The sequence below is a fragment of the Pseudomonas sp. Y3 TE3536 genome, assembly GCF_053629175.1.
Genome location: NZ_JBRJHU010000001.1, coordinates 5,112,460 through 5,139,267, shown reverse-complemented (window position 1 = coordinate 5,139,267; position 26,808 = coordinate 5,112,460). Strand labels below are relative to the sequence as shown.

Below are 26,808 nucleotides of genomic sequence, written 5' to 3'. Positions count from 1 at the left end.
AGAGCCCATGTTCCGACCCCTGGCGACACTGAGCCTGGCCATCGCCCTGAGCCTGGCCGGCTGCGATGGTAAAAGCGCGCAGCAGGCCAACCTGGGCGCCCCGGCGCAGCCGCAGCATGGCGGCGTGCTGCGGGTGGCGTTCGACGGCGACCCCAACTGCATCGACCCGCAACAGGCGGGCAACAACACCGCCCTCAACGTTGGCCGGCAATTGGTGGACTCGCTGACCGACCAAGACCCGCAGACCGCCGAGATCGTGCCCTGGCTGGCCGAGCGCTGGGAAGTCAGCGACGACTCGCGCCAGTTCACCTTTCACCTGCGTGAAGGGGTGACCTTCAGCGACGGCAGCGCGCTGGACGCCGCAGCGGTCAAGGCCAACTTCGAGGCCATCGTCGCCCTCGGTGCCCAGGCACAACTGGCCAGTACTTACCTGGCTGGCCTTGAAACCGTCGAAGTCATTGGGCCGCTGAGCGTGCGCATCCGCTTCAAACAGGCCAACGCGCAGTTCCTTCAGGCGACCTCGACCATGAGCCTGGGGCTGCTGGCACCCAGTACCCTGGCACGTAGCGCCGAACAACGCTGTCAGGGCGCCTTGGTGGGCTCCGGGCCATTCAACGTAAAAAGCTTCGAGCACAACCGCCTGGTGCGCGTCGAAGCCCGCGCCGATTACGCCTGGCCGTCTTCGCTGGCCGAACACAAGGGCCGTGCCTGGCTGGAGGCTATCGAGTTTCACATCCTGCCCGAGTCCGGTGTGCGCCTGGGCAGCCTGCTGTCCGGGCAAATCGACGTGAACACCAGCGTGCCGGTACAGGACGAAGCGGTACTGCAGGCCCAGGGCATTGCGTCCATCGCGCGGTCTAACCCAGGCATCGTCTTCAACCTGACGCCCAACGAGTCCCGTCCGCCGCTGGACGATGCCAAGGTGCGTCAGGCACTGAACAAGGCGATCGACCGCAGCCAGTTCAAGGGCGTGATCTCCCGCTACCAGAAACCAGCAAGTTCTGTGCTCGCCAGCAGCACGCCCTACTACCAGGACCTAAGCGCGGTGCTTGCCTACGACCCACAAGGTGCCGGCCAATTGCTGGACAGCGCCGGCTGGCACAAGGGTGCCGACGGTTGGCGGCAGCGTGATGGCAAGCGCTTGAGCTTTGCTCTCGACTACTGGCAGGCCAGCACACCGGTGCTGGAACTGGTACAGCAGCAACTGCGCCAGGCCGGCATCGAGCTGCGCCTGAACAAGTCCACCATCGGCCAAGTCAGCCTGCTGCAGACATCGCTGAACTACGAACTGTGGTTCTTCAACCTGACCCGCGCCGACCCGGACGTGCTGCGCACGGTGTTTCTCGCCAGCGGGCGCAACGTCAACGTGCGAGGCCCGCTGGCACTGGACCAGACCCTGATCGATTCGGCCGCCAGCCTCGATGTGCAAACGCGCGGAGCGTTGATCCACCAGGCCAGCCGCGAGCTACTCGAGCAGGGCCACGTGATCCCGCTGGTCGAGGCCGCTACGGTCACGGCGTTCCGCGATGCGGTGCGCGGCCTGCATTACGAGGCCTCGACCCGCTTGCAGTTCTACGACACCTGGCTGGCACAACCGGGGAGTCACTGACCGATGAACGCCCTGAACCATCACCCCGCGCACCTGTGGCGCCTGGCCCAGTCACTGCTGGTGCTGTGGGCAGCGTTTAGCCTGTCGTTTGCCATCCTTTATGGGCTGCCCGGTGACCCGGTAGCGATCCTGCTGGCGCAAAGCGGCGAACCGGGCTCGGCAGACCCGGTCAAGGTCGCTGAACTGCGCGCTCGCTATCACCTCGACGGCAGCCTCTGGCAGCAGTACACCGGTGCCCTGTGGCGGTTGCTGCAGCTAGACCTGGGTACTTCGCTGCAGACCGGCAAGCCCGTCACCGCAGCACTTGCAGCGGCATTGCCGGCCACCCTGGCGTTGGCCTTCACGGCGCTTGGCCTGGCGCTGCCACTGGGCATCTGCCTAGCGCTCGCGGCCCATCGCGTACGCCAGCGACCGTTGCAGAGCGTGCTGCACAATGCCCCTGCCGTGGTGGTGTCGCTGCCGACCTTCTGGGTCGGGCTGGTGCTGCTGCAACTGTTTTCCTTTCAACTGCACTGGTTGCCGGCCATGGGTGGGCAAGGCCTGGCCAGCCTGGTTCTGCCGGCCGTGACCTTGGCCCTGCCGTGCGCGGCGATGATCGCCCAGGTGCTTGGCCGCTCGATCGCCACGGTCAGCCAACAGCCCTTTGTGCAGGCCCTGCGCAGCAAGGGTGTCGGGCCGTGGCGGCTGCTTGGCGGGCATATTCTGCACAACGCAGCGATCCCCTTGCTGAGCCTGGCCGGCACCCTGCTGGGCAACCTGCTGGCCGGCGCGGTGGTGACCGAAACCGTGTTCTCCCGTGATGGCATCGGGCGCTTGGCCCAAGGTGCTGTCGCCAGCCAGGATATCGCCGTGGTCCAAGGCGTAGTACTGCTGGCTGCCGCCTTGTACGTGCTGACCAACCTGCTGACCGACCTGGCCTACCCGTTGCTCGACCCCCGTATCCGCCAAGGAAGCCGCCCATGATCCTGCAACCTGCCTACCGCCTGGCACGCCCCGTGCGCTGGCCAAGCCTGCCACTGACGCTGAGCGTGGCCCTGTTTATCGTGGTGCTGGGCTGGGCCTTCTGGCCGAACCTGTTCAGCAGCGCCGACCCGCTGCTGGCTGACCCGAACCAGGCCCTGCAAGCCCCCTCCGCCGACCACTGGTTCGGTACGGACCACCTGGGCCGCGACCTGTATGCGCGTTGTGTGCATGGCGCGGCACTGTCGCTGCAGGCCACCAGCATCGCGGTACTGATCGCCCTGGTCGCCGGCAGCCTGCTGGGGGGCATTGCCGGCTGGTTCGGTGGCGTCGCCGACCGGCTGCTGGCGATGGGGGTGGAAGTCCTGATGGCGATTCCTGCCTTGTTGTTGGCGATGGCCATCGTCACTGCCCTGGGGTTCGGCACGCTGGAGATCGCCCTGGCCGTGGGGCTTTCCTCGGTGGCGATGTTCGCCCGCCTGGCACGTGGCGAAGTCTTGCGCTGGCGCCGCCGCAGCTTTGTCGAAGCGGCGCAGGTGGTCGGGGTTGGCAGTTGGACCAACCTTTGCCGCCACGTGCTGCCACATGCCGCGGGGCCGTTGCTGGCCCTGGCCGCACTGGAATTCGCCAGCGCTGTGCTGGCCGTCTCGGCGCTTAGCTTTCTGGGCTTCGGCGCGCCGCCGCCCCAGCCGGAATGGGGCTTGCTGATCGCCGAGGGGCGCAACTACATGGTCGTCGCCTGGTGGTACACCACCTTGCCGGGCCTGGTGGTGGCTGCGGTGGTCCTGGCTACTCAACAACTGGCGCGTAGCCTGCAACAACTTCAAGGAGCAGCGTGATGAGTTCGCCACTGGTTCGTATCCGCCAGTTCCGCGTCGACTACCCCGGCAGCCAACAACCCGCCGTGCAGGCGCTGGACCTGGAGATTGGCGGGGGCGAAATCGTCTGCCTGGTCGGCGAGTCCGGCTCAGGCAAGTCCACTACCGCGGCCGCGCTGGCGGGTCTGTTGCCGGCTACAGCACGGCAAAACGGCCAACTGTGGCTACAGGGCCAGGCGCTCGACACCTTCAATGAGCGCGACTGGCAAACACGCCGTGGCCGCCTGGTCGGCTTCGTGCCACAAGACCCAGGCACGTCGCTGGACCCAGTCAAGACCATCGGCGCGCAGGTGATCGAAGCCATGACCGTGCATGGCGTAGCGCACAGTGAAGCCCATGCCAAGGCGCTGGTCTTGTTGCAGCAAGTTGGCCTCAAGGCACCTGAGCAACTGCTGCGGTGCTACCCCCATCAGTTGTCGGGCGGCATGTGCCAGCGGGTATTGATCGCCATCGCCCTGGCCAATGACCCGCCGCTGCTGATCGCCGACGAGCCCACCAGTGCCCTCGACGTGAGTGTCCAGCGGCAGATCCTCGACCGTTTGCAGCATTTGGTGCGCGCGCGCGGCAGCAGCCTGTTGCTGATCACCCATGACTTGGCGGTGGCGCTGGACCGGGCCGACCGTATTCTGGTCATGCGCCACGGCCAACTGCTCGAAAGCGGCACGCCCGAACACCTGTGGCATACCCCCAGCCACCCCTACACCCGCCAGTTGCTCAATGCCTCACCCTTGGCACGGTTGCAGCAGCGTCGTACCCGCCCGGCCGATCACCCTGCGGCGCCCTTGCTGCAGGTCACTGGGCTGCAGCGGCGCTTCAACCGCCAGGGGCCGGCGGCGGTAGCGGATGTCAGTTTCAGCCTGCCTCGTGGCAGCACTACCAGCCTGGTTGGTGAGTCGGGCTCTGGCAAGTCCACCACGGCGCGCATCATCCTGGCCCTGGAGCAGGCCGACGCAGGCAGCGTGTTGTTCGATGGCGAGCAAGTGCTTGGCGCGGGGCGCAAGCAGTTGCAGGCCTATCGGCGCCGGGTGCAGTTGGTCTACCAGAACCCTTGGGCTGCACTCGACCCGCGGCACAACCTGCTGGACATCATCAGTGAACCGCTGCGCGCCTTCGCCATCGGCAACCGGCGCGATGATCGCCAGCGGGTGGTCGAGCTGCTGGGGCGTGTCGGGCTACCTGCCGACTTGCTGCAGCGGCGCCCTGGCGAGTTGTCCGGTGGGCAACGGCAACGGGTCGCCATCGCCCGTGCGCTGGCCGCCGAGCCGGAATTGTTGGTACTGGATGAGCCGCTGTCGGCGCTGGACGCACCGGTGCAGGCGCAAGTGCTGGAGCTGTTGCAGACCTTGCAACGCGACCTGGGCCTGACTTACCTGTTCGTGTCCCACGACCTTGCCACGGTACGCGGCATCAGCGACCAGGTGCTGGTGATGAGCCAGGGCAGGCTGGTGGACCAAGGGCCTACCGAGCAGGTATTCGAGCAACCAGCGAGTGAGTACACACGCCGCTTGCTGGCGGATATGCCAGGGTGGCGAGGCCTGCAGCCGGCCCCACTAGCCCTGCCTTCCCGTCAAGCGCGATCCGGGTAGGAGCAGCCTTGTGCTGCGAAGAGGCCAGTGGCAGCAGCGAAGATTAACGGTGTCTTCACCGGCCTCTTCGCAGCGCAAGGCTGCTCCTACCTGGAATTGAGCGCCCCCCCCAAACCGCATTCAAGCAGTCCACCGTCCAGGCATTCCTGCAGCGCGGGAGGCTTTTGCTACATCGCAGCCAACCCACTAGCCCTGCCTTCCCGTCATGCGCGATCCGGGTAGGAGCAGCCTTGTGCTGCGAAGAGGCCAGTGGCAGCAGCGAAGATTAATGGTTTTTTCACCGGCCTCTTCGCAGCACAAGGCTGCTCCTACCTGGAATTGAGCTGCGCCCCAAACCGCATTCAAGCAGTCCGCCGTCCAGGCATTCCTCCAGCGCGGACGTGGCTTTAGCCACATCGCAGCCAACCCACTAGCCCTGCCTTCCCGTCAAGCGCGATCCGGGTAGGAGCAGCCTTGTGCTGCGAAGAGGCCAGTGGCAGCAGCGAAGATTAATGGTGTTTTCGCCGGCCTCTTCGCAGCGCAAGGCTGCTCCTACCTGGAATTGAGCGCCCCCCCAAACCGCATTCAAGCAGTCCGCCGTCCAGGCATTCCTGCAGCGCGGGTGGCTTTTGCTACATCGCAGCCAACCCACTAACCCTGCCTTCCCGCCATGCGCGATCCGGGTAGGAGCAGCCTTGTGCTGCGAAGAGGCCAGTGGCAGCAGCGAAGATTAATGGTGTTTTCGCCGGCCTCTTCGCAGCGCAAGGCTGCTCCTACCTGGAATTGAGCTGCGCCCCAAACTGCATTCAAGCAGTCCGCCGTCCAGGCATTCCTCCAGCGCGGACGTGGCTTTAGCCACATCGCAGCCAACCCACTAGCCCTGCCTTCCCGTCAAGCGCGATCCGGGTAGGAGCAGCCTTGTGCTGCGAAGAGGCCAGTGGCAGCAGCGAAGATTAATGGTGTTTTCGCCGGCCTCTTCGCAGCGCAAGGCTGCTCCTACCTGGAATTTCCAATGATCAACGAGGACCATTGATCCCTACTTCGCGCCATCCAGCCCCATCTGCCAGAAATCGGCCTCCAGGCTCGACGCCTGGCCAAAAATCCGTGCCAGCTCCACGAACCGTTGCTCGGTCATGCTCCGCGCGGCCAGTTCATCCAGGTGCTTGCGGGCATTGGCCGCCACCTGCTGATACCCTTCCCCGGCATACTCAGCGATCCACTCACGGTAAGGGTGATCGCTCAGGTCACCAATCCGTTCAGCCAACGTCCGGCCAATTTCTGCGTAGCCGATCACACAGGGCGCCAACGCCACATGCAGCTCCAGCAAATCGCCGGCGGCGCCGCAGTCGAGCACATAGCGGGTATACGCCACCGTGGCCTGGTGCTCGGGTGCGGCCTGGATATCAACCTGGGTCAGCCCCCAGCGCGCGCACAGGCGCAGGTGCAGCTCGGTTTCGTCGAGAATCGCCGCGAGGCCCGCCTGGGCGGCGCGGATGTCGGCCGGCAGGCGGCTCTTGTAAGCGGCCAGGGCCCAGGCGCGGGCGAACTGGATCAGGAACAGGTAGTCCTGCACCAAGTACGTCCGGAACGCCGCCTCGCTCAGCGTGCCTTCGCCCATCTGCTGCACGAAATCATGCTCGACATAGCGGTGCCACTCGCCCGTGGTGGCGGCCTTGAGGCGATTGAAAATATCCATGCTCACACCTCCCCCTCGTAAACCGCATCGAAGAAGGCCAGCTCCAAGGCCACGGTACGCAGGTAGAAATCGGTGCTCAGCTCGGCTTCCTGCGGCCCGACGCGGTCCAGTTCGGCCTGCAGGAAGGCGACGAACGCCTGGAACGCCGGGTTGTCGTGCAAGGTGATCCACTCGGCATGCACGAAGTGATCAGGCAAGGGTTTCGGCGCCTTGAGCGCCCAGTCCAGGTACAACCCTTCGGCGACATTCAATACTGCCAACGCGGCAGCATATGAGCGGGTGGCGGCCGCTTCACGCATGATCGCCTTGAAGCCTGCGGTAGGCGCAGTGTCTGCGGCCTCTACGCGTTGCGCCGGGCTGACGTCCAGCGCCTCGAAGGCGCGCAGGAAATAGGTGTTCTCATCGCTGGAGATCATCCCGGCGAACTGGCCGAAGCGCAGGCGTGCCTCGAAGGTGTCCGCAGTGGCGATCGCAGCGCCGAGCAGGGTCAGGAAGCTGTCGAGAAAGCGGTGGTCCTGGACCAGGTAGCGGACCATGATCGGGTCCGGCAGGCTGCCGTCGCACAGTTGGCTAACGAAGCGGTGCCCGACGGCCGCCGACCAGGTCGGCTCGCTCTGACGGCGCAGGGTTTGCGTGAAACGTTCGGTCATGATGCTGTCCTCTGCAGGGGGTGACAGCGAGACCGTTGAAGCTGGCATGGACTGGCCTCGCAGTGAGGCCGGCAAAAAGGCAGGTTTCAAGTCCCATCCCTTCGCCGGCATGATCCGGATCAGGTTCGAAGGGTCACCGCGCTGCAACGCTCAGCGGTTTCTCAGCCCGTTGCCGGGCTCCCCTTGGTGGCCCACAGGTATACAGCAGGTAGGAAGGTGCTGTCACGCCCCAAACACTGGGCCTTGGGTGACCCGCTTGTGGGTGCCTGTCCCCAGCCCTGGCACGCCATTATTTAGCGCGACTCAGGTTTTTAAAGGATTTGTTTAACAAAGCATTACCGAAACATCTGTTGGCACAGCCGTTGCTCAGGCCCCTTAACCAGGCAAAACGCCATTGATGGCCCCAAGCCATAACGCCGCGAGCGAGGCACCAGGCAATGAAAACACCTGCCGTGAGTCACCCAACCAGGCACACATTCAAACTGTCTGCCGTCACCGTGCTGATGCTCAGCCTTGGGCTGAACCCGGCAATCGCGTCTTCCCTCGATGACGTCGGCCAGCCGCCGCCGACCGACCCCTCGGCCTATACCGACCAGCCGGACGACCCAAACCCGGCGCTGCTCAACCTGTACACCTTGCCGGAAGCCAACGAAGGCTCGTTGGAGCTGACCGATGGCGTCCATGGCGACCGCTCTACCGTGCGCCAGGACAACGTACTGCCGCCCGCGTTGCAAACCTCTGAAAAGTACCCCACCAACGGCAAGCCCAGCCCGTTGTTCGGTGCGCAGCCGTTCACCCAGCAACTGCTGTTGTTCGAAGAATTCGGCCCGGAAAAGCTCGACCCCAGCATCCCGGCACCTGACCTGACCTTCCCCGTACCAACCCTAGGCGCGGCCCCCGCGCAAGACCCCAATGTGGTCGCCCGCAGCGGCCCCAGTGGCACCGCCCTGGAAGCCTTCCTCAAGCAACCGGGCCTGTACCCCTTCCCTACCCAGTTCTCCAACGTGCTCGACCGCAACCCGTGGAAAGCGCAGATAGAGATGTTCCTCAACCGCCACCCGGTCGGCTCGCCGGCTGAAGGCCGCCCACCAGGAAAGGGCTGGTCCCATCAGCGTTGGAACGAGTTCTACCCTCAGGCTGCGTTCAAGACCGCCCAAGCTGGCGCACGCATCAACCTCGGGCTGCGTGACCGCAAGCAAATGCACAACTATGCGGTCGGTGAGTTCGCGCCAGGCGGGCTGTACTACCAGACCTCGGACATCCCCACCACGTTGGGCACCACCAAGGGCATCGACACCCGCTTCCACCCAAGCTTCCCTCTGCAAAACCACAAATCGCTGTGGACCTTCGACGGCACCTTCCCGCCCAAGCTGCTGATGGTCCGCTATGGCCAACCGATCTTGATGCGCCATTACAACGCCTTGCCGATCGACCCGTCGGCCAACGGCGGCTTTGGCCTGCACACCATCTCCACCCACGAGCACAACGGCCACTCCCCGGCCGAGAGCGATGGCTTCGCCAACGCCTACTTCTTCCCCGGCCAGTACTACGACTACCGGTGGCCGGTGCAATTGGCCGGTTACGACACCATCAACACCCGCGCCCAGGACCCACGCGCGGCGTTCCCCTGCGCACCGGGCGAAACGCTGTACGTCAACGACGCCTCACCGGGCCTTAAAACCTGCGAAAACGGCAGCATCAAGATTCGTGGCGACTGGCGCGAAACCATGAGTACCCACTGGTTCCACGACCACATGATGGATTTCACGGCGCAGAACGTCTACAAAGGCAACGCCGTGATGATGAACTACTACAGCGCCCTGGACCGCGGCAACGAGGCCCTGCAGGATGGCGTCAACCTGCGCTTCCCCAGTGGTTCGGCCATGCCGTGGGGCAACCGCGACTATGACGTCAACCTGGTGATTGCCGACAAAGCCTGGGATGCCAATGGCCAATTGTGGTTCAACCCGTTCAATACCGACGGCTTCCTCGGCGACCAGATCCTGGTCAACTGGCAGTACCAGCCCAAGCTGAAAGTACGGGCGCGTAGCTACCGCTTCCGCATCCTCAATGGGTCGGTGTCGCGCTACTTCAAGTTCGCCGTGGTGCGTGAAATCGCCGGCAGCAGCGGCGAATTCAAGGGCCCGTCCGGCTCCAACGTGTCGTATGCCCGCGTGCCGTTCCACATGATCGCCAACGACGGCAACATCATGGAACATGCCGTGCCATTCGACGGCACCTTGGACCTCAACGGCGACGGTGACCTGAAGGACAACAACGGCATTATGCCGCTGCAAGGCATCGCCGAGCGTTACGACATCATCATCAACTTCGCCAAGAACGGCATCAAGGCAGGCGACAAGCTGTACTTCGTCAACCTGATGGAGCACCAGACCGGCAAGGGCCCGAACCAGGCCATTTCCCTGGCCGATGTGCTGTCGGAGAAATACAAGGCGGTCATCAAGCAGACCAGCAAGGGCCCGCAGTGGGACAAAGGCGACCCGGTGGTGGGCAAGTTCATGCAACTGCTGGTGCAGCCTTACAGCGGCCAGGACCTGAGCATGGACCCAGTCGCTTATGAACCGGCCAAGCCGGGCAAGGCCGCAGGCCTGAAGATGATCCCGCTGACCCTCGACCGCAACGCCGTGGCCGACCAGGCCAAGCTCAAGGATGCCCGCCACCGCGAGTTCATCTTTGGCCGCTCCGACGGCACCGACACCACCCCCTGGACCATCAAGACCGATGGCGGCTTCGGCTACAGCATGGACCCACGGCGCATCAACGCAGCGCCGCAACTGGCCAGCGAAGCCACCCCTGGCGGCTTCAGCGGCGACGGCACGCTGGAAGTGTGGAAGATCAAGAATGGCGGCAATGGCTGGAGCCACCCGGTGCATGTGCACTTCGAGGAAGGCATCGTGCTCAGCCGCGACGGCAAGGCACCGCCAGAGTGGGAAAAGTGGGCGCGTAAGGACGTCTACCGCATTGGGCCGGATGCCGACTCGTCGGAAGAAGTGGAAATGGCCATCCGCTTCCGCGAATTTGCCGGTACCTACATGGAGCACTGTCACAACACCCAGCACGAGGACTCGTCGATGCTGCTGCGCTGGGACCTGGAACACCCTGGCCAGTTCCAGGTGATGCCTACCCCGTTGCCGGGTTGGGACGGTGTGGAATACGTCGCTTCTGTAGGCCTGCCGACCTTCCGCACGTCTGGCCACAATGATAACGACGATACCAACAAGCCACCGGTTGCGGTTAACGACAGTGCTGCCACCACGGCCGGCAAGGCGATCACGCTCAATGTGCTGGCCAATGACACCGACCCCGAGCGCAACCTGCCCTTGACCGTCACTGGCCTCAGCCAGCCGGATTCGGGCATGGGTACCACCAGCACCGACGGCACCACGGTGACCTACGACCCTACACCCCACCGGCCACCGTCGCTACACCGTTCACCGCCAGCTTCAACTACTCGGCGCGCGACGCCAAAGGTGCCGAGTCGGTCGCCCCGGCGGCGGTCAGCATCGCGGTGAGCCCGGCATTACCGGTCGACAACATCCAGGTCAGCAGTGCCTCGGTGCAAGTGCGCAGCGGCAACCGCTACACCTGGGAGCTGTCGGGCACCACCTCGGTGGCTACCGGCAATGCCATCAACGTGACGGTGGCCACCACCAGCGGGCCGTTGAACCTGGGTGCTGCCACGCTGACCGCGGCCACCACGGGTGCCCGTTGGCGGTTGTCGGCTACTACCACCGGCAACGGCCCGGCAACACCGGCGACAGCGACCGTGACATCGACGCTGGGGCAAAGCGTGACAGCGCCAATCAGCATCAAGTAAGCAAAGCAGGTGTAGGAGCAGCCTTGCGCTGCGAAGAGGCCAGTGACAACACAATGCCATTTTGGTGCTTTTACTGGCCTCTTCGCAGCACAAGGCTGCTCCTACAACGGTTTGTGTAGGATCTTTTACGGAGGAGTGCTTCATGACCGGCTCATGGCGTGTTCTGCTCGTGCTGTCGCTGTTCGCTGCCAGCATCCCGTTCTGGCCCGTGCAACCCCGGCAAGCCCCACCCCAAGAAACCGCCACCCCCTGGGGCGCCGACTACTTCCCCAATACCCCCCTGCTGACCCAGGACGGTGAAAAAGTGCACTTCTTCGATGACCTGATCAAAGACAAGGTCGTCGCCATCAACTTCATCTTCACCGGCTGCTTCGACTCCTGCCCGGTGGAAACCGCGCGCCTGCGCCAGGTGCAGAAAATCCTCGGCGACCGGGTCGGCAAGGACATATTCCTCTACTCCATCAGCATCGACCCCTACAACGACACGCCGGCCACCCTCAAACGCTACGCCGAAAAATTCGCCATCGGCCCCGGCTGGACCTTGCTCACCGGCGAGCCTGCCGACATCGAGCAATTGCGCAGAAGCTTGGGCCTGTACATAGAAGGCCTGGAAAACGGCCGCTCCAAAGACCACAACCTGAGCCTGATCATCGGCAACCAGGCCACCGGCCGCTGGATGAAAGCCTCGCCCTTCGAGAGCCCCTACATCCTCGCCGACCGCCTGGGCAACAGCTTGCACAACTGGAAGCAAGCCAGCGCCATGGCCAACGACTACGCCCATGCGCCGGAAGTCCGCTCGCCCAGCAGCGGCGAGCAGATCTTCCGCACCCGCTGCTCTTCCTGCCATACCCTGGGCGACGCCGAGCCAGGCGTGCAACGGGGCATCGGCCCCGACCTGTTGGGTGTAACCCGGCAACGCGATGCCAGCTGGTTGAGCCGATGGCTGAAAGAGCCAGATCAGATGCTTGCGCAAAAAGACCCGCTGGCGATGCTGCTGTACGAGCAATACAACCGCCTGGCGATGCCCAACATGCGCCTGGGCGATGCCGAGGTCGCTGCGCTGATGACCTACATCGAAGAAGAAACCACACGCTTGCAGACGCCTTTGGCGGACACGGCAAAACCTTAGAGGCACTTAGCCATCAGTCATCGACCTGTCATCATACTGTCGTATGTTTTCAGCATCACCCAGGGTCGGGATTATCAGTCGTGATTCGCCGTTCGCTCTCTTCCGCCAGCCTTCTGCGCCTGTTGATCCTGATGCTGTGTGCCGCCACCCTGGCATTTCTCTGGGGGCTGCACTTCTCCCAGAAAGCCGCTGCGCGCCAGGATGCAGTGTCGGCCAAGGCGGCCGAGCACCTGAACCTGGCCAGCATCGTCGCGCAAAGCCTGCGCCAGTTGGTCGACCGTGCCCAGGCCGTGGGCCGCGTCACCCAAGGCGACCTGAAGGCCCCGCGCCAGGGCAACGCCAACCTGGCCCGGTTGCTGGCCGAAGACCCGTTGTTCAAACGCATGAGCCTGTACGACCGACACGGCCGGCTCGTGTCGGCCAGCCACGCCGACGACGCCGCAACGCTGCCTGAAGACTGGCTGCGGCAGTTGCAATTGCACGTTGCCCGCTACGGCTTCAAACCCTTCATGCCCAGTATCGAGGTGCAAAGCCCGCTTAGCGCCCTGCCCAACTGGCGTCTGCCGTTCATATTGCCGTTGACCGACCTACCCGGCCGCGAAATCGACAACATCCTGGTGGTGCAGCTGGACATCGGTTACCTGGCGGTGCTGTTCCAGCGCATCGACCTGGGCAGCACCGGCCTGATGCGCCTGCTGCAGGACGATGGCCACGAACGCCTGCGCATCGACTCCAGCGGGGTGATCGTGGCCGCCGACAGCCTGGAGCCTGATTTACCGCAGGCCGGGCCTGACGCGGGCGCGTTCACGCAGTATTCACCCGGCGGCCCCTACCAGAGCCTGTACCGGCGCGAGGCCGAGCGAGGCTTTAGCGTGGTGGTCAGCCAACGCTACGAAGAAATCCTGGCGCCGACGGCCTTGGCCTACTCACGGCAGTTCTGGCTGAACCTGAGCATGACCCTGATGATTCTGGCCAGCCTGGTGTGGACGTTGCGCCTGCTGCGCAAACGCCAGGAAGCGTTCAGCGCCCTGGAGCACGCACAGCAGGTCAACCAGCAACTGATAGAGCGGCTTGAGGACGAACACCGGCGCAGCAGCCACGCCGCGGCCACTGACCACCTCAGCGGCCTGCACAACCGCCGCCAGTTCGTCGAAGTCGCTGGGCTTGCGCTGACCCAGCAACGGGGCAAACGCCGGTTGATGGCCATCCTGTTCATCGACATGGACCGTTTCAAGTCGATCAACGACTCACTCGGCCACAAGATCGGCGACCTGCTGCTGCAAGCCGTGGCCGGGCGAATTCAACGGTTGCTGGAGCCGGGCGACGAAGCCTCGCGTTTTGGTGGTGACGAGTTCGTGGTACTGCTGGCCGGTCAGCGCAGCGAAGAGCAGATCAACGCCTGGGTACGCGAGTTGGTGCAGAAACTCTCGACCACCTATGCGCTGGATGGCCAGGAGGTCAACACCAGCCCCAGCGTCGGCGTCAGCATTTGCCCACGCGATGGCCAAGACATCGACAGCCTGATCCGCTGCGCCGATGCCGCGATGTACTCGGCCAAGCAGGCCGGGCGTGCCCAGTACCGCTTCTTCGACCCGTCGCTGAACCTTTCCGATATCCATGCCTTCACCCTCGAGCAAGCCTTCGGCGCGGCGTTGGCCGAGCGCCAGTTCATCCTGCATTACCAACCGCAGATCCGCCTCGATACCCACCAGGTGCTGGGCTACGAGGCACTGGTGCGCTGGGACCACCCTGAATTCGGCCTGCTTTACCCGGACCGCTTCATCGGCCTGGCCGAGCGCAGTGGCTTTATCATCGAGCTTGGCTGGGAAGTGCTGCGCCTGGCTTGTGAGGCGCTCGCCCGTTGGCACGCGCAGGGCCGCGAAGCGCGCCTGGCGGTCAATGTTTCGGCGCTGCAGTTGCGCCAGGCAGGCTTCAGCACGCGGCTGCTGAACAAATTGCAAAGGTACGGCATCGCCCCACACCGGTTGGAGCTGGAAATCACTGAAACCACCATCCTTGACCCCGAGGGCACGGCGGTCGAGCACCTGCAGCGCTTGCGCGAAGCGGGCCTGGGCATCAGCCTGGACGATTTCGGGCGCGGCTATGCAGGGTTCGCGCACCTGCACTCGCTGCCGTTGAGCAAGCTGAAAATCGACCGTTCGTTGATTGCGCCGTTGTCCAACAGCCATGACGACAGCCCGATCGTCTCCTCCACCATCATCCTGGCCAAGCGCCTCGGCCTGGAGGTGGTGGCCGAAGGTGTGGAGACCCGTGAGCAAGTGGTGTGCCTGAAGCTCGCCGGTTGCGACATTGCCCAGGGGTATCACTTCAGCCGCCCACTGTCGGCGGCACAACTGCTCGACTACCCACCCTTCAACGGCATCGATGAAAAGGTAGGTGTCTACTAAAGAGGGACGAGTGCTAGGACAGGCAAGCCGATTCGGTTTATCGTGTCACCACTGAATACCGGCTACTGCACCATGACCGACATCGAGCGCTACGTCCGCGCCGCCACCCGTGACAACACGCGGCGCAGCTACCAGGCTGCCATCGACCATTTCGAGACCCAGTGGGGTGGCTTCCTGCCGGCCACCGCCGAGGGCGTGGCCCGTTACCTGGCCGACCACGCCGAGCAGCACGCGGTGAGCACCCTACGTCAACGCCTCGCGGCCCTCAGCCAATGGCACATCAGCCAGGGCTTCCCCGACCCGACCAAGGCGCCGCTGGTGCGCCAGGTACTGCGCGGTATTCGCACCCTGCACCCGACACCGCCAAAACAGGCTGCACCGCTGTTGCTGCAACACCTGCAAACCGCCGTGCAATGCTTCGAGGACGAAGCCCGCCAGGCACGCGAATGCCACGACTTGACCACCCTGCGCCGAGCGCGTCGCGACACGGCGCTGCTGTTGCTGGGGTTTTGGCGAGGGTTTCGGGGGGACGAGCTGGCGCGCCTGCGCGTCGAGCACATCCAGGCTGAAGCCGGTGTCGGCATCACCTTGTTCCTGCCTCGCAGCAAGGGTGACCGCGAAGCGCTTGGCGTGCAGCACCGCACGCCAGCACTCAAGGCGTTGTGCCCGGTCAGCGCGTACCTGCAGTGGATCGAAGTGGCCGGCATCGCCCATGGCCCGGTGTTTCGCAAGCTCGACCGCTGGGGCAACCTCAGCGACGCGGCGCTCAACAGCAACAGCCTGGTTGGGCTGCTCCGGCGCATGCTGGAGCGTGCCGGGGTACCGGCGGCGTTGTACACCGGCCACTCGCTGCGCCGTGGTTTCGCCACGTGGGCCACGGCCAATGGTTGGGAACTGAAGTCGTTGATGAGCTACGTGGGTTGGAAGGACGCCAAGTCAGCACTGCGCTACATCGACTCGGCGCAACGCTTTGGTGAGCTGGCCGTGTTACCGGCCAGCCAGGTGCACAACCTCATTCCTTGAAGGCGTGGCGCGCAATGCCGCCGATTTCCGGGCGGATCGCATAGAGGTCGCCGGCATCCGGGTAGTGCCGCAGCTCTACAGCGTTCATGCCGAACCGCGCGGTGGTGATATACAAGGTGGTCATCCCTTCACCGCCAAAGCAGCAACTGGTCGGGCGCGTCACCGGCATCACCACCTGGTCGGTCAGGTGGCCGTGACGGTCGTAACGCAGCAGGCAACTGCCATTGAACTGGCACACCCACAGCCCGCCTTCGCGGTCTAGCGCAATGCCGTCCGGGCGCCCCAGCTCAGCAGGCGTTTCGGCAAACAGCGTAACCTCGGTCAAGCGGCCTTCGGGCAGGTACTCGGCGCGGTAGATGGCACGGGCGACCGAGTCGACGAAGAAAACGCTTTTCCCGTCTTCCGACCAGGCCAGCCCGTTAGGCAGCGCCATGCCATCGTGGATCACCTGGTCGCTCAGTTCCGCGTCGAAACGGAACAAGGCGCCGGTCTTGCCACTTGGGGCTTCGTCCATCAGGCCGCTGACGAAACGGCCCTGGGGGTCGCAGGCACCATCGTTGAAACGGTAGGTGGAACGCGGGTGAACCGGCACGGAGTATTGCCGCACCTTGCGCGCGTTCACGTCCAGAATGGCGACACTGGAATCCTCGGTGAAGATCAGGTTGCCCTGGTCGGTCAGGGCCAGGGCGCCAATGCGTGCGGCCGACTCATACAGGCTTTCGACCTCGCCGTCCGGGTTCAGCCGATTGATGCGCCCATCGGTGATATCGACGAAGTACAGCGCGCCGCTGCGCGCGTCCCAAACCGGGCTCTCGCCCAGGTCGGCGCGGGTGTTGGCGACCTTGACCGGTACGTAGTGGCATTCCTTGATGCGGCTCCAGCGTTCGGCCACTTCCTTGAAGTTGCCCGCCTGTACCCGCGCCAGGTCGCGTGGGTAGCTGACGCCGCTGTTCTCGGTGAAACGGGTGGCGGTGAACTGCCCGTTGCTGGCACGCAGGATGTAGCCCGTGTCGCGGCACAGCGAGCTGGCCAGGTACAACAACCCTGGGGTGACCCATTCGGGCTTGAGCTCTTCCGGTGCCTGGGTCACGCCCCACATGCGGGTCTTGGCCACGGGCGAGATGGCATTGACCAGGATGCCGTGCTCCATCCCTTCCATGCTCAAGGCGTTCATGATGCCGACCTGGGCCATCTTGCCGGCTGAGTAGGCGACCAGCCCCGGCTGCGAATAGCGCTGGTACATGGCGCGGTCCGAGGTGGTCAGCACCACGCGCGGGGCGGCGGAATGCTTGAGGTACTTCCAGGCATGCTTGGCCAGCCACACCGGGGCGTGCACGCTGATGCCCAGCGCGCGCTGAAGAAAGGCTTCTTCCTGCGCTTCGATGCCCTGGTAATCAACCCAGCCTGCATTGTGAATGAGGATATCCAGTGCGCCAAACTGCTCGATGGCCAGCTCGATCAATTGTTGGCAGGCGCGTTCGTCTTCCAATTGCCCGGCATGGGCGATCGCGTTGTAGCCCTTGGCCTGCAGGGCCGCGAGTGCCTGGGCCAGTGCCGACGGGTCCTCGCCCTGGCCTGCCCGGTCAGTCCCCAGGTCGCTGATGACCACGCGGGCGCCTCGCTCGGCCAGTGCCATGGCGTAAGCCAGGCCCAGCCCTTGGGCAGCACCGGTGATGATCGCGACTTTGTTCTTGAATGGGTCTGTGATTGGCATTGCAGGGCACCTTCGATTCTCCTTTTTTACGATAACAATAAAAAAATCAATGACTTAATATTAAAAGCATGCAACTTTGATATCTCAGGGATATCACCGAGGCTTTGTCACTCGGTGGCCACGCACTATGATGGCCGCCTTGCAGGGGTGGCGCCTGCCAGGCACCCCGGCAAGTCGATGAAGGAACATAGAATGATCGAGACACGTTTGCTCAGGCAGTTCATCGCCGTAGCCGAAGAACTGCACTTCCACAAGGCCGCCATCCGCCTGCACATGGCGCAGCCGCCCCTGAGCCAAGCGATCAACCGCCTTGAAGAAAAGCTCGGCTTCAGCCTGTTTCTGCGCAACAAGCGCGGGGTCAAACTGACTGCCGCTGGCATGGCCTTTCTGGAAACCGCCTACCGCACGCTCAAAGAGCTGGAGCAAGGCATCGAATACGCGCGCAATGTCTCGGAAGGCATCTGCGGCAAGCTGACCATCACGGCCATCTCCATTGCGTATTACGAGTCGCTGCTCACGACCTTGCGCAGGTTCCGCGAGGTCTACCCCAATGTACGCCTGACCATCCGCGAGATGCCCTCAGCCTCGCAGGCCAAGGCCTTGATGGCCGGCGAAGCCGACATCGGTTTCATGCGCAAGCTGCCGATGCCGCCCGATACCATCGAGTCGCGGCTGTTGCTCAACGAGCAGATCATCATGGCCCTGCCCGCCAACCACGCCAGGGCACATCAGCCGCTGGTCGACCTGCGCGATTTTGCCGAAGAGGACTTCGTCTTCACCCCGCAAGCCCTGGGCAGTGGCTACCACAGCCAGTTGATCGCCCTGTGCGAGTCGGCCGGTTTCTACCCCAAGGTGGTGCAGGAGGCGGCGCAGATCCACACCCTGATCGGCCTGGTCGCCTGTGGCTTCGGCGTGGCCCTGGTGCCGGAATCGATCGCTTACTCGACGCTGCGTGAGCGCGTGCAATTCCGCCCGATCCGCCCGATCAAGGACCAGCCCACCCCAACCATGGGCCTGTACATGAACTGGAACATCCAGAACGCTTCGCCGGCCCTGGGCAGTTTCATCGCCATGCTCGACCAGGGCGCGCCGAAGCGCTTCAGCGACACCCTGCAGAACCCTCTGATCCTGTAGCCCTACACCGTCAACCGGTACTCACGTAGCCAAGTGTCCAGCGCCAGGGCCGTCTCCAGGTTGTTACGCCGCAGTTGCGAGTTGAAATAGCCCTCGGGCTGGCGCAACTCGGCGGCCAGCCGACCGTGGTCGATGACCTGGAACACGGGCCGGACTGGCGCCTTCAGCAACTGCCGAATGCGCTCGCGCAGAAAGCGCTCATAGGCCAGGTTCGCCGAGGTCGGGTACGGGCTTTTGCGCCGTTGCAACACCGCAGGCGGTACCCGGTCGGCGCCGGCCTGCTTGAGCAACCATTTTTCCTCGCCATCCTTGCCCTTGATCGACCACGGCACGTTGTACACGTACTCCACCAGTGAATGATCAGTGAACGGCACCCGCACCTCGAGGCTCGCGGCCATGCTCAGGCGGTCCTTGCGATCGAGCAGAATCGGCAGCCAGCGCTGCAGGTGCATGTGGCAGATTTCGCGCATGCGCCGTTCCTGCGGGCTGTCCCCTGGCAGATGCTCGACGCTGTCCAGGGCCTGGTGATAACAGCTGTCCTGATACTGGGCAAAATCGCAGGCCCGGTTGAACTCAGGGTTGATCAGCTCGGGCTGCAGCAGTTGCATGCGCGACAGCCAAGGGAAGCGCGCTGCGGCCACGGCCTGCGGGTCGCGGAACCAGGCGTAGCCGCCAAACACTTCATCTGCCGCCTCACCGGAGATGGCCACCGTGGAATGCGCGCGGATCGCCTTGAACAACAGGTACAGCGAGGTGTCCACGTCGCCGAAGGTGGCCGCGCTGTCGTTGGCGCGGTACACCGCCAGGCGGGCCGGGTCCGACACCAACTCCCGGTTGTCGATGAGGATGGTCTGGTGCCGGCTGCCGATGTACTGGGCCGCCGCCAGGGCATAAGGCTGGTCACGTTCGGGGCGAAACGCATCACCCTGAAACTGCTCGGCCTGGCCGACGAAATCCACCGAGAACGAATTCACCGCCCCGCCCTGCTCGGCCGCTAACCGCTGTTGCGCCATGGCGGTCAGCAGGGTCGAGTCCAGGCCACCGGACAGCAGCGAGCAAACCGGCACATCGGCATGCAACTGCTCCCCCATGGCATTGTCGAGCAGCTCGCGGGTGCGTTCGACCGTGGTCGCCAGGTCGTCCTGATGCTCGCGGCGTTGCAACTGCCAGTAGCGGCTGATCTTTACCTGCCCCTGGGGCCGCCAGGACAACCGATGCCCCGGCGGCAATTCGCTGACCCCGCGAAAGGCAGTGCGGGTGGTGCCCCGGGACAGGCTCAAGGCATCCACCAGGCCTACCGCGTCCAGGGTGCTGGCAACCTCGGGGTGGGCAAGAATCGCCTTGATCTCGGAGCCGAACAGCAGCCCCTGCTGGTGACGGGCGTAGTACAGCGGCTTGACCCCCAAGCGATCACGCACCAGCAGAAAGTGGCCATCGCGCCCATCGAACACGGCGAAGGCGAACATGCCGTTGAGGTGGTCGCAGCACTGCTCGCCCCACTCCAGGTAGGCGTGCAGTACCACCTCGGTGTCGCTGCGTGTTTTAAACACATGCCCAGCCTGGCGCAACCGTTCACGCAGGGCATGGTGGTTATAGACCTCGCCGGTGTACACCAGCGCGACGTCTTCACCCGTGGCGAAGCGGTAGGTCATGGGCTGCACGCCACCGCTCAGGTCGATGATGGCCAGGCGCCGATGCCCCAGCAAGGCGTTGCGGTGCTGCCAGCTGCCGCTGGCATCCGGCCCGCGCAAGGCCAGGGTATCGGTCATGGCGCCGAGCACCTGGCGCTGTTGCGCGAGGTCGCGGGTGTAGTCCACCCAGCCTGTAATTCCGCACATGGTTCGCCCCTTACACCTGAAGACGACGGGTAGGCAGCAGGCCGATCAGCGCCTGCACACGTTTGGCGATGTCCAGCAACTGCAGCTCGCTGTCGCGTCGGCCCATGATCTGTATCGCCAGGGGCGCCTTGCCGTCAGCGCTGAGGGCGATCGGCACGGTAATGGCCGGCAGGCCGCTGAAGCTGGCCAGAGGGGTGAAACCGATTTTCTGGGCGTAGTCGTGATCGTCCGGTGACGGAATGGTCGAATCACCTGGTTGTGGGCTGCGCCGGTCGAAGGGCCGGTTCGGGTCCATCGGGAAAATAACGACATCCACCTGGGCGGCCTCGAACCAGGCATCGATACCCGCCCGCACGGCGTCCATGCGGGCATGAATGCGCGAGTAGTCGCTGTCGCTTACCCCTTCACCTACCTTGAGCGCGCTAAGCGTTGACCAATGCAGTTCGCAGTCGAAGCGTCGCGCCCAGGCCGCAGATGCCAGCCAAGCGTCGCGCGCGCACAGCTGCCAGGCATCGCCACGGCAGGCCCACAGGTCGGGCATGGCCACTTCACGCGGGGCCATGCCCAGGTCGGCCAGTGCAATACGGGCCTGGCTCAACATGTCGAGCATTGGTGCGCTGGTCAGCGCAGGGTCGAGCGCGTGTTCAAGCACGCCGACACGGTACTGCTGCTTGAGCGGTTGCTGATCGCCCAGCAACGGCCCCAAGCCCAGCATCGGCAGCAGCAGGGCAAGGTCGTCGGCGCTGCGGGTCACCCAACCCAAGGCGTCCATGCGTGGCGACAGCGGGAATACTCCGGCCAGGCTGGCGGCCTTGTGGGTCATGCGCAAGCCGACCATGCCACAGTGGGACGCCGGCCAACGCACCGAGCCCAGCACATCGGTACCCAACGAGATGTCGCACAGGCCTGCAGCCACGGAAACCGCAGACCCGGTGCTGGAACCCGACGGGTCGATGGTCGGGAAATGCGGGTTGCGGCAGCCTGCGCCGAACGCGATGTTCAGCTCGGTGGTCGCCACCTTGCTGGTCAGCGCGATACGCGGGTCGAGGTGGCTCAGCGCCTCGGCGCTGCGTTGCGGGTAGTGACGGTAGCTGCGCAGCCCCAGGCGGGTCGGTAGGCCGGCGACGTCCACGGTGTCCTTCACCCCCAGCCGGACCCACGGCGCCTCAACTGGGCGGGTGCTGGTCAGGCAGCGATAGTGGCTGTCGGCGTGATCGCGCCAGGCCTCATACTGTGCAGCCCAATCAGCCGCCAGTGCAGGGCTGCGTTCCAGCAGTTCGAGGCGCTTGCGCAGGCTTAGGCCGAGGTATTCGGGCTGTTCGCGGCCACTGGTCAGCGGCGCACCGCAGTGGTTCAGGTAATGGGCGATGGTGCCCTGGGTATCAGCGTGGCTCATGGGTGTATTCCTTGACAGTTAATGAGGCGGCCCACGGTTGGGGCTTGCCGGTGGTAGACAGCGGCAGGTGTGCGACCCGGCGCACGGCGACCGGTCGCGGTTGGTGCGCAGGCCAGTGCGTGAGCGCTTCGCGCACGGCCTGCTCGGTCAACGTTGGCGAACTGAACAGCACTTCGAACGCTTCGGCGCGCAACCCATCGCGCACCGGCACGCAGGTCAGGTTCGGGCACTGCAGGCGTTGGCCGAGCTCGCAGGCCAGGCGCGCCAGGTCGAGCCGAACCCCGTTGACCTTGATCAGGCTGCTGGCCCGGCCCAGCCATTGAAAGCGTCGCGCGTCCAATGGCAGCACCAGGTCATCGCAACGGTGATGGTGTGCCGGGGTTGCAGCGCCCTGCTCCCGCGCGATACGTGGGCTGCTGACGTCTAGCGGGCCGGCAGCGCCGATCGGGCTCAGCAACTCGACATCGCTCAGCAGCGTCCACGGTTGCTCTGCGGTACTTTGCGCATCCAGCGCGCGATAGGCCATGGCGCCGGTTTCGGTGGCACCCAGCAGCTCGATGAAGCGCACCTGCGGCCCTGCAAAGCGGTGCACGGTGGCCAACGCGTCCGGTGGCAACAGCGATGCGCTGTGCACCACCAGTACCGAACGCCGTGCTGACAGGCGCGCCAGCAGTGCAGGCAAGAGCCGCCAGGTACTGGCAATGGCGAGGATCACACAGGGCCCGTCGCCATCGAGTTGCGGTAACTGCTGCTGTTCCAACGAGCAGGCCTGCAACCGCGCGCTCAGCCATTGCGCACCGACCTCGCCCAGGATCATCCCGTAGCTGTGGCAGCTCGGCGCGAACGACAGGACCTCGGTCGCGTCAGCCGCCCAGCGGCCGAGAATCAGCGCGGCCTCGTCGACCATTTGCGCGTGGCTGCGTAGCCAGTGGCGTGGCGCGCCGGTGGAGCCCGACGTGGTGAACAGATGATCGCCGCTCACGGGGTGGCCTGCAGGGTCAATTGGTCTTCGCGTTTCTGGGCGACGAACTGCTCCATCTTTTCCAGTGTTTCAAACCAGTAGCGAACGTCGTCACTCAGGTAATCCACTTCGATGGCGAAACAGCCTTCAATGGCGGTGATGACTTCGACGGCCATCAGGCTGTCGAAGCGTTCGCCTAGAAAATCGCGGAAGCTGTCGCGCTTATCGATGGCGTTGACCTCGTCGCCGAGTAGTTGCGCCAGTGCCTGACGAATCTGCTGCTCAATAGAAAGGTTGCTCACGCGCCTGGTTTTCCTTGTTGATGGTGGGCATTGATCAATGCCGTTCCCGCGCTGTAGAACACGTGTTCTGGCAGGATCGGATCAAACTGCAAATAGATGAAAGCGTTCGGGTAGTGACTCACCAGGCAACGGTGCAGGCCTTCGGCCAAGGCCGCATGGGCCAGCCCGTCGCGCGCCACCGACAGGGTGATGCGCAGGTAGAACTGCAACGCCACACCGTTGCCATCCGCGGTCGGCAATGGCATGCCGGCGCTGAACACACACCCCGGTTCCAGCGGGTTGAAAAACACCATGCAATGCGCGGTATCGGCGCCCTGCGCTTTCAGCAGACGGGTGAACGCCAGGGCCAGGCGCTTGCGCTCGAGGGGCTGCAGTGGTGCGCAGGTAACAGTAATGGTTGGCATGCCTGCTCCTCACGACAGTTGCAGGTTGGGCAGGTGCTGACGCTTGCCTTCGGCAAACCCCTGCAACAAGCGGCCGAGGCAATCGGACAGTGCGTCGTGGCCCTCCAGGTACAGCGGCGACCAGGCATGGCCTTGGCCGCTGCGCACTTTGTCGAGAAAGAACTGCAGGTGCGCGCGGTCGACCGGCAACCCCTGCGCGGCGCCAAATGCCACGGCTTGGTAGGTGCTGAGCAAATCAGGGATGCGCTGCCCGAGGTTGGCGAAGCCGCCCTGGCGCACCTTGTGTGCAACCAGCAGTTCGTTTGCCTGCTCGCGCACATCCCAGCCCACATGGTGCAGGCAGATCAAGGCTTGCAGGCTGGCACGCAAGGACGCCTGCCCTCGTGGGTAGGCGGCGTGCCCACCTTGTTGAGCGCAACTGGCCACAAAGGCCTCCAGCGCCACAAGGTCGACCCCAGCGTTGTTGCCCAGTTGCTGGAGGATCGCCACCGCAGACGCCGTGGACACCAGGTCCGACCCGCGTCCCTCCCAGAACCCGAAGCCACCATCGGGGTTCTGCAACGAGGCCAGCCAGTGCCCGACCGCCTTGCGCGCCGCTGGCTGGCCGGCGAAGGCGCCCGCCGCCAGGCCCCAATTGGTGCAGCGGACTTCGGCGCCCCGCCCTGGCATGTACATGAGCCCAGGCTCGTTAGGCATCTGGCAGCCTTCGATCCAGTGCAGCGCTGCCGCCCGCTGCGCAGCGCTCAGCTGATCGCCAAGCACGGCAGCCGCTGTGCTCAGCACATCCGCCGCGCTGTCGACTTGCCGATAGGTGTAGCCACCCTGAGGCAGCGCCAAGGTCGCGATGAACCGTGCAATGTCATCTGCCAGGTGGGCCACCGGCTCTCCCAACGCCTTGAGCGAGCCCACCGCGCAAAAAGCGGCCCAGACGTCCTCGCCGTCATAGCCCTGCCAACGCACGAAAGCGCCACTGGGCCGACGCAGTGCGTCGATCCAGGCGATACACGCGTGGCGCGCCAAGGGCTGCGCATGCAATGCCGCAAGGCTCGCCGTGGCGCGGTAGGTCGCCCACAGGCACGGCTGCTCGGCAGCCTCGCTGAAGCGAAAGCCGCCGCTTTCCACCTGCTGCGCCTGCAACCAGGCAATCAACCGCGGCAGGTCCCACCGCGGTGCTGGCAGCCCTTGATGGGCCAGGGCTCGCGCGGCCATCACGCCGTAGAAGCAGGCTCGGGTGTCAGCCAAATTGCGCCGGGCAAAGTCCGCCGACCAACTGAGGCCGCCATTGCTGCACTGCAGCCCTTCCAGCCAGGCGTACAACGCCGGGGCATCGGCCACTTGCCCCTGGCACACCTCGATTAACGTGCGCACGGCATAGTGGGTGGCCCAGACATCCGCCGTCTGCCCGGGGCACATGGCGTAGGCATCACCGTCGAACAGCGTTTGCAGCCAATCGGCGGTTTGGGCGCCATGGTCGATGGCGATACCCAGGTCCTTGAGGGTTTCGGTGCAATAAAAAGTCGCCCAGGCGTCGGATGGCATGCCCTTGCTCCAGGCGAACCCCCCGTCGCGGTTACGCCGGGACTGGATATAGCTGTGCAGGGCCGGCGTATCGACGCTGTCGAGGCGCTCGACCCAGGCCAGGCTGCGGATCGCGGCGTACGTGCACCACAAGTCAGGCTGGCCGTTGCCCAGGCCGTGCCCTTGGGCAAGGGGTGACGTGGTCATTGCTTGCCCCCCACGAAGCGCAGGTTGGTCTTCTTCCAGCTTTTTTGCGAGCCACCGCTCTTGTTGATGGCCGACAAGTTGTTGACGAACAACACACGGCTCCAGCGCAGCCCCATCAGTTGCTCGGAACGTGCCAGCAGCTGCGCTTGCAATGGGCCTTCCTGGGCGTTGTCCCAATGCACGTCACGCTCAAGGATCAACGCGGCGCTGTCGTTCTGGCGGTCGATTTCGATCACATAGCCGGTGGCGTCGCAGGCGCCGTAGACCACCTCTTCGACGGCGCGAATCTCAAGGTCCACCCCGGCCACCGCGATGCTGTCGCTGTCGCGGCCATTGACCAACAGGCTGGGGCTGCTCCGCCCGGCTTGCCACGGCGCGGTAAGGGTGACGCTGTCGCCAGTGTCCAGCCGCAGTAACGGGCGCGCGTACAGGTTCAGCGGGGTGACGACGAGGCGGCCTGTCAGGCCTTCGGCGGGCGTTACCAGCCTGCCGTCCGGCAACAGCAGCTCGAAATAATTGGTGGCCGTGGCCAGGCGCATCTGCAGGTCCCCGCCTACGGCTGCCAGCGTGCCGGTCTCGGTACTGCCATAACTGGCGTCGTGTACCTCGCAGTGCCACCCGCGGGCCAAACGGTCACGAAACGGCTGGGTGTTGACCTCGCCCAGCAGCATGATCGTGCGCACCGACTGGGCAAACGTGTCGAGCAGCTCCCGCTGCTTGAGGTAGCGGGTCAGTTGCACCAGTACGCCGGGGGCGATGAACAGCACCGTGGGCCGGTAGGTGTCGAAGGTCGTGCACACCCGTTCCCAGTCGGTGATGCCGGTGGTAAAGGGATAGAGCCGTACATGCGACACGTCGAGGTATTCGCAGACGTTAGCGATCAGGTCGCCGACCGGCACGATGTCCGATGGCATCAGGTTGGCCACCCGCGCCCCGGGCTGCAGCACCGCTCGCCAGTGGCTGGCGACGCTGACGGCATTCCAAATGATGTCGTGTTTCAGGCGCGGGGTTGGGGTTGGCTCGCCGGTGGTGCCGGTGGTGGCGTAGTACTTGGCCGCATCGCCAAGGGCTACGGTGCAAAACGCCAAGGGTTGGCTTTTCAGCGCGGCCTTGGCGGTCAGCGGCAATTGCTGGAACGCTGTGAAGCTGTAGGGGCCAATCCCTGCGTAATGGGTACTGTGTTGCGCACGCGTCCAGACTGCTTGCAACTTGCGTTCATAAAATGCGGCATCGGGCACGCGCCCGACCTGCTGTTGAAGTTCGCCCTCGGCATCCTTCAACACGCCGAAATCCTTATCGCCATGAACTAACATCGACTCGCCCTCTCGAATAAACAGTGCAGAGAATTGGCGAGCGACGGGGGTTAAGTAAAATACTTAATAGTAAGTAGCGGTGAGAGTCGGACGGTATTACTGGGCCGAAATAGAGCCTTTTGCGTGTGTTGTATGTAGCGCTTTTCTGATCAAAATCAGCGATTCGGCCTTTGTTTATGGCGAGATATCAAACAAAGATAATTTCCATATTTGCCAAGTCTCATAACTTCGGCATGGACGTGTAGGCGCGGCCTTAGGGCGCGAA

The 26,808-nt window shown here is 64.2% G+C and carries 18 protein-coding genes, 2 pseudogenes and 1 riboswitch; of the genes and pseudogenes, 9 read left to right on the top strand and 11 right to left on the bottom strand.

Annotation, left to right across the window (positions count from 1 at the left end; translation table 11 throughout):
- Window positions 1–7 precede the first annotated feature (7 nt).
- The 4 genes from AB7M33_RS23020 to AB7M33_RS23005 are packed head-to-tail and all read left to right on the top strand — an operon-like array spanning window position 8 to window position 5,033.
- Window positions 8–1,609 carry an ABC transporter substrate-binding protein gene (locus tag AB7M33_RS23020; RefSeq protein ID WP_454243703.1) on the top strand — a complete coding sequence of 534 codons (1,602 nt, stop codon included), beginning with the start codon at window positions 8–10 and terminating at the stop codon, window positions 1,607–1,609.
- 3 nt (window positions 1,610–1,612) lie between these two features.
- Window positions 1,613–2,572: an ABC transporter permease gene (locus tag AB7M33_RS23015; RefSeq protein ID WP_265967526.1), complete on the top strand. Its 960-nt coding sequence runs from the start codon at window positions 1,613–1,615 to the stop codon at window positions 2,570–2,572.
- Entirely contained in the window at window positions 2,569–3,408 is an 840-nt protein-coding gene (locus AB7M33_RS23010; protein ID WP_454243702.1) for an ABC transporter permease, read from the top strand. Before AB7M33_RS23015 ends, AB7M33_RS23010 begins: the two co-directional genes overlap by 4 nt.
- Entirely contained in the window at window positions 3,408–5,033 is a 1,626-nt protein-coding gene (locus AB7M33_RS23005) for a dipeptide ABC transporter ATP-binding protein (RefSeq protein WP_454243701.1), read from the top strand. Before AB7M33_RS23010 ends, AB7M33_RS23005 begins: the two co-directional genes overlap by 1 nt.
- A 1,015-nt stretch (window positions 5,034–6,048) precedes the next feature.
- Here AB7M33_RS23005 and tenA read toward each other — a convergent pair.
- Together tenA and AB7M33_RS22995 are read right to left on the bottom strand one after the other, a co-directional pair.
- Window positions 6,049–6,708, bottom strand: a complete 660-nt coding sequence (gene tenA, locus AB7M33_RS23000) for a thiaminase II (RefSeq protein WP_454243700.1) — start codon at window positions 6,706–6,708, stop codon at window positions 6,049–6,051.
- A 2-nt stretch (window positions 6,709–6,710) separates the two neighbouring features.
- Window positions 6,711–7,358, bottom strand: a complete 648-nt coding sequence (locus AB7M33_RS22995; RefSeq protein ID WP_454243699.1) for a TenA family protein — start codon at window positions 7,356–7,358, stop codon at window positions 6,711–6,713.
- 79 nt (window positions 7,359–7,437) lie between these two features.
- Window positions 7,438–7,552, bottom strand: a riboswitch (TPP riboswitch).
- Between the two features lie 243 nt (window positions 7,553–7,795).
- Between AB7M33_RS22995 and AB7M33_RS22990 the strand changes: the two are divergent.
- The 4 genes and pseudogenes from AB7M33_RS22990 (at window position 7,796) to AB7M33_RS22975 (ending at window position 15,756) form a co-directional block, all read left to right on the top strand.
- Window positions 7,796–11,196, top strand: a pseudogene (locus AB7M33_RS22990) (Ig-like domain-containing protein).
- A gap of 142 nt (window positions 11,197–11,338) precedes the next feature.
- Window positions 11,339–12,325, top strand: coding sequence for an SCO family protein (locus tag AB7M33_RS22985; protein WP_454243698.1), 987 nt, complete (start codon window positions 11,339–11,341; stop codon window positions 12,323–12,325).
- An 80-nt stretch (window positions 12,326–12,405) separates the two neighbouring features.
- Window positions 12,406–14,733 carry a putative bifunctional diguanylate cyclase/phosphodiesterase gene (locus tag AB7M33_RS22980; protein ID WP_454243697.1) on the top strand — a complete coding sequence of 776 codons (2,328 nt, stop codon included), beginning with the start codon at window positions 12,406–12,408 and terminating at the stop codon, window positions 14,731–14,733.
- 42 nt (window positions 14,734–14,775) lie between these two features.
- Entirely contained in the window at window positions 14,776–15,756 is a 981-nt protein-coding gene (locus tag AB7M33_RS22975; protein ID WP_218186931.1) for a site-specific integrase, read from the top strand.
- On the opposite strand, the gene AB7M33_RS22970 is transcribed toward AB7M33_RS22975, so the two are convergent.
- Entirely contained in the window at window positions 15,746–16,798 is a 1,053-nt protein-coding gene (locus AB7M33_RS22970; protein ID WP_371098215.1) for an SMP-30/gluconolactonase/LRE family protein, read from the bottom strand. The genes AB7M33_RS22975 and AB7M33_RS22970 overlap by 11 nt on opposite strands.
- Before the next feature lie 27 nt (window positions 16,799–16,825).
- A pseudogene (locus AB7M33_RS22965) lies at window positions 16,826–17,470 on the bottom strand (SDR family NAD(P)-dependent oxidoreductase); the annotation flags it as partial.
- A 192-nt stretch (window positions 17,471–17,662) separates the two neighbouring features.
- Between AB7M33_RS22965 and AB7M33_RS22960 the strand changes: the two are divergent.
- Entirely contained in the window at window positions 17,663–18,604 is a 942-nt protein-coding gene (locus tag AB7M33_RS22960) for a LysR family transcriptional regulator (protein ID WP_027595404.1), read from the top strand.
- Between the two features lie 2 nt (window positions 18,605–18,606).
- Here AB7M33_RS22960 and asnB read toward each other — a convergent pair whose 3' ends face one another.
- The 7 genes from asnB to AB7M33_RS22925 are packed head-to-tail and all read right to left on the bottom strand — an operon-like array spanning window position 18,607 to window position 26,513.
- Window positions 18,607–20,442: an asparagine synthase (glutamine-hydrolyzing) gene (gene asnB, locus AB7M33_RS22955; RefSeq protein ID WP_454243696.1), complete on the bottom strand. Its 1,836-nt coding sequence runs from the start codon at window positions 20,440–20,442 to the stop codon at window positions 18,607–18,609.
- Window positions 20,443–20,452: 10 nt separating this feature from the next.
- Window positions 20,453–21,838 (bottom strand): amidase, encoded by a 1,386-nt coding sequence (locus AB7M33_RS22950; RefSeq protein WP_454243695.1) that lies wholly within the window; start codon window positions 21,836–21,838, stop codon window positions 20,453–20,455.
- On the bottom strand, window positions 21,825–22,820 hold the full coding sequence (locus AB7M33_RS22945; RefSeq protein WP_454243694.1) for an AMP-binding protein: 996 nt from the start codon (window positions 22,818–22,820) through the stop codon (window positions 21,825–21,827). The genes AB7M33_RS22950 and AB7M33_RS22945 overlap by 14 nt, the downstream gene beginning before the upstream one ends.
- The gene (locus AB7M33_RS22940) at window positions 22,817–23,101 is read right to left on the bottom strand and encodes an acyl carrier protein (RefSeq protein WP_099429397.1); all 285 of its coding nucleotides are present in this window, start codon (window positions 23,099–23,101) and stop codon (window positions 22,817–22,819) included. The genes AB7M33_RS22945 and AB7M33_RS22940 overlap by 4 nt, the downstream gene beginning before the upstream one ends.
- Complete coding sequence (locus AB7M33_RS22935) at window positions 23,098–23,505, bottom strand: hypothetical protein (protein WP_454243693.1); 408 nt, start codon at window positions 23,503–23,505, stop codon at window positions 23,098–23,100. Before AB7M33_RS22935 ends, AB7M33_RS22940 begins: the two co-directional genes overlap by 4 nt.
- Before the next feature lie 9 nt (window positions 23,506–23,514).
- A complete protein-coding gene (locus AB7M33_RS22930; protein WP_454243692.1) occupies window positions 23,515–25,230 on the bottom strand; it encodes a prenyltransferase/squalene oxidase repeat-containing protein in 1,716 nt (571 codons plus the stop codon).
- Window positions 25,227–26,513, bottom strand: a complete 1,287-nt coding sequence (locus AB7M33_RS22925; RefSeq protein WP_454243691.1) for a phenylacetate--CoA ligase family protein — start codon at window positions 26,511–26,513, stop codon at window positions 25,227–25,229. Before AB7M33_RS22925 ends, AB7M33_RS22930 begins: the two co-directional genes overlap by 4 nt.
- Window positions 26,514–26,808: the final 295 nt, after the last annotated feature.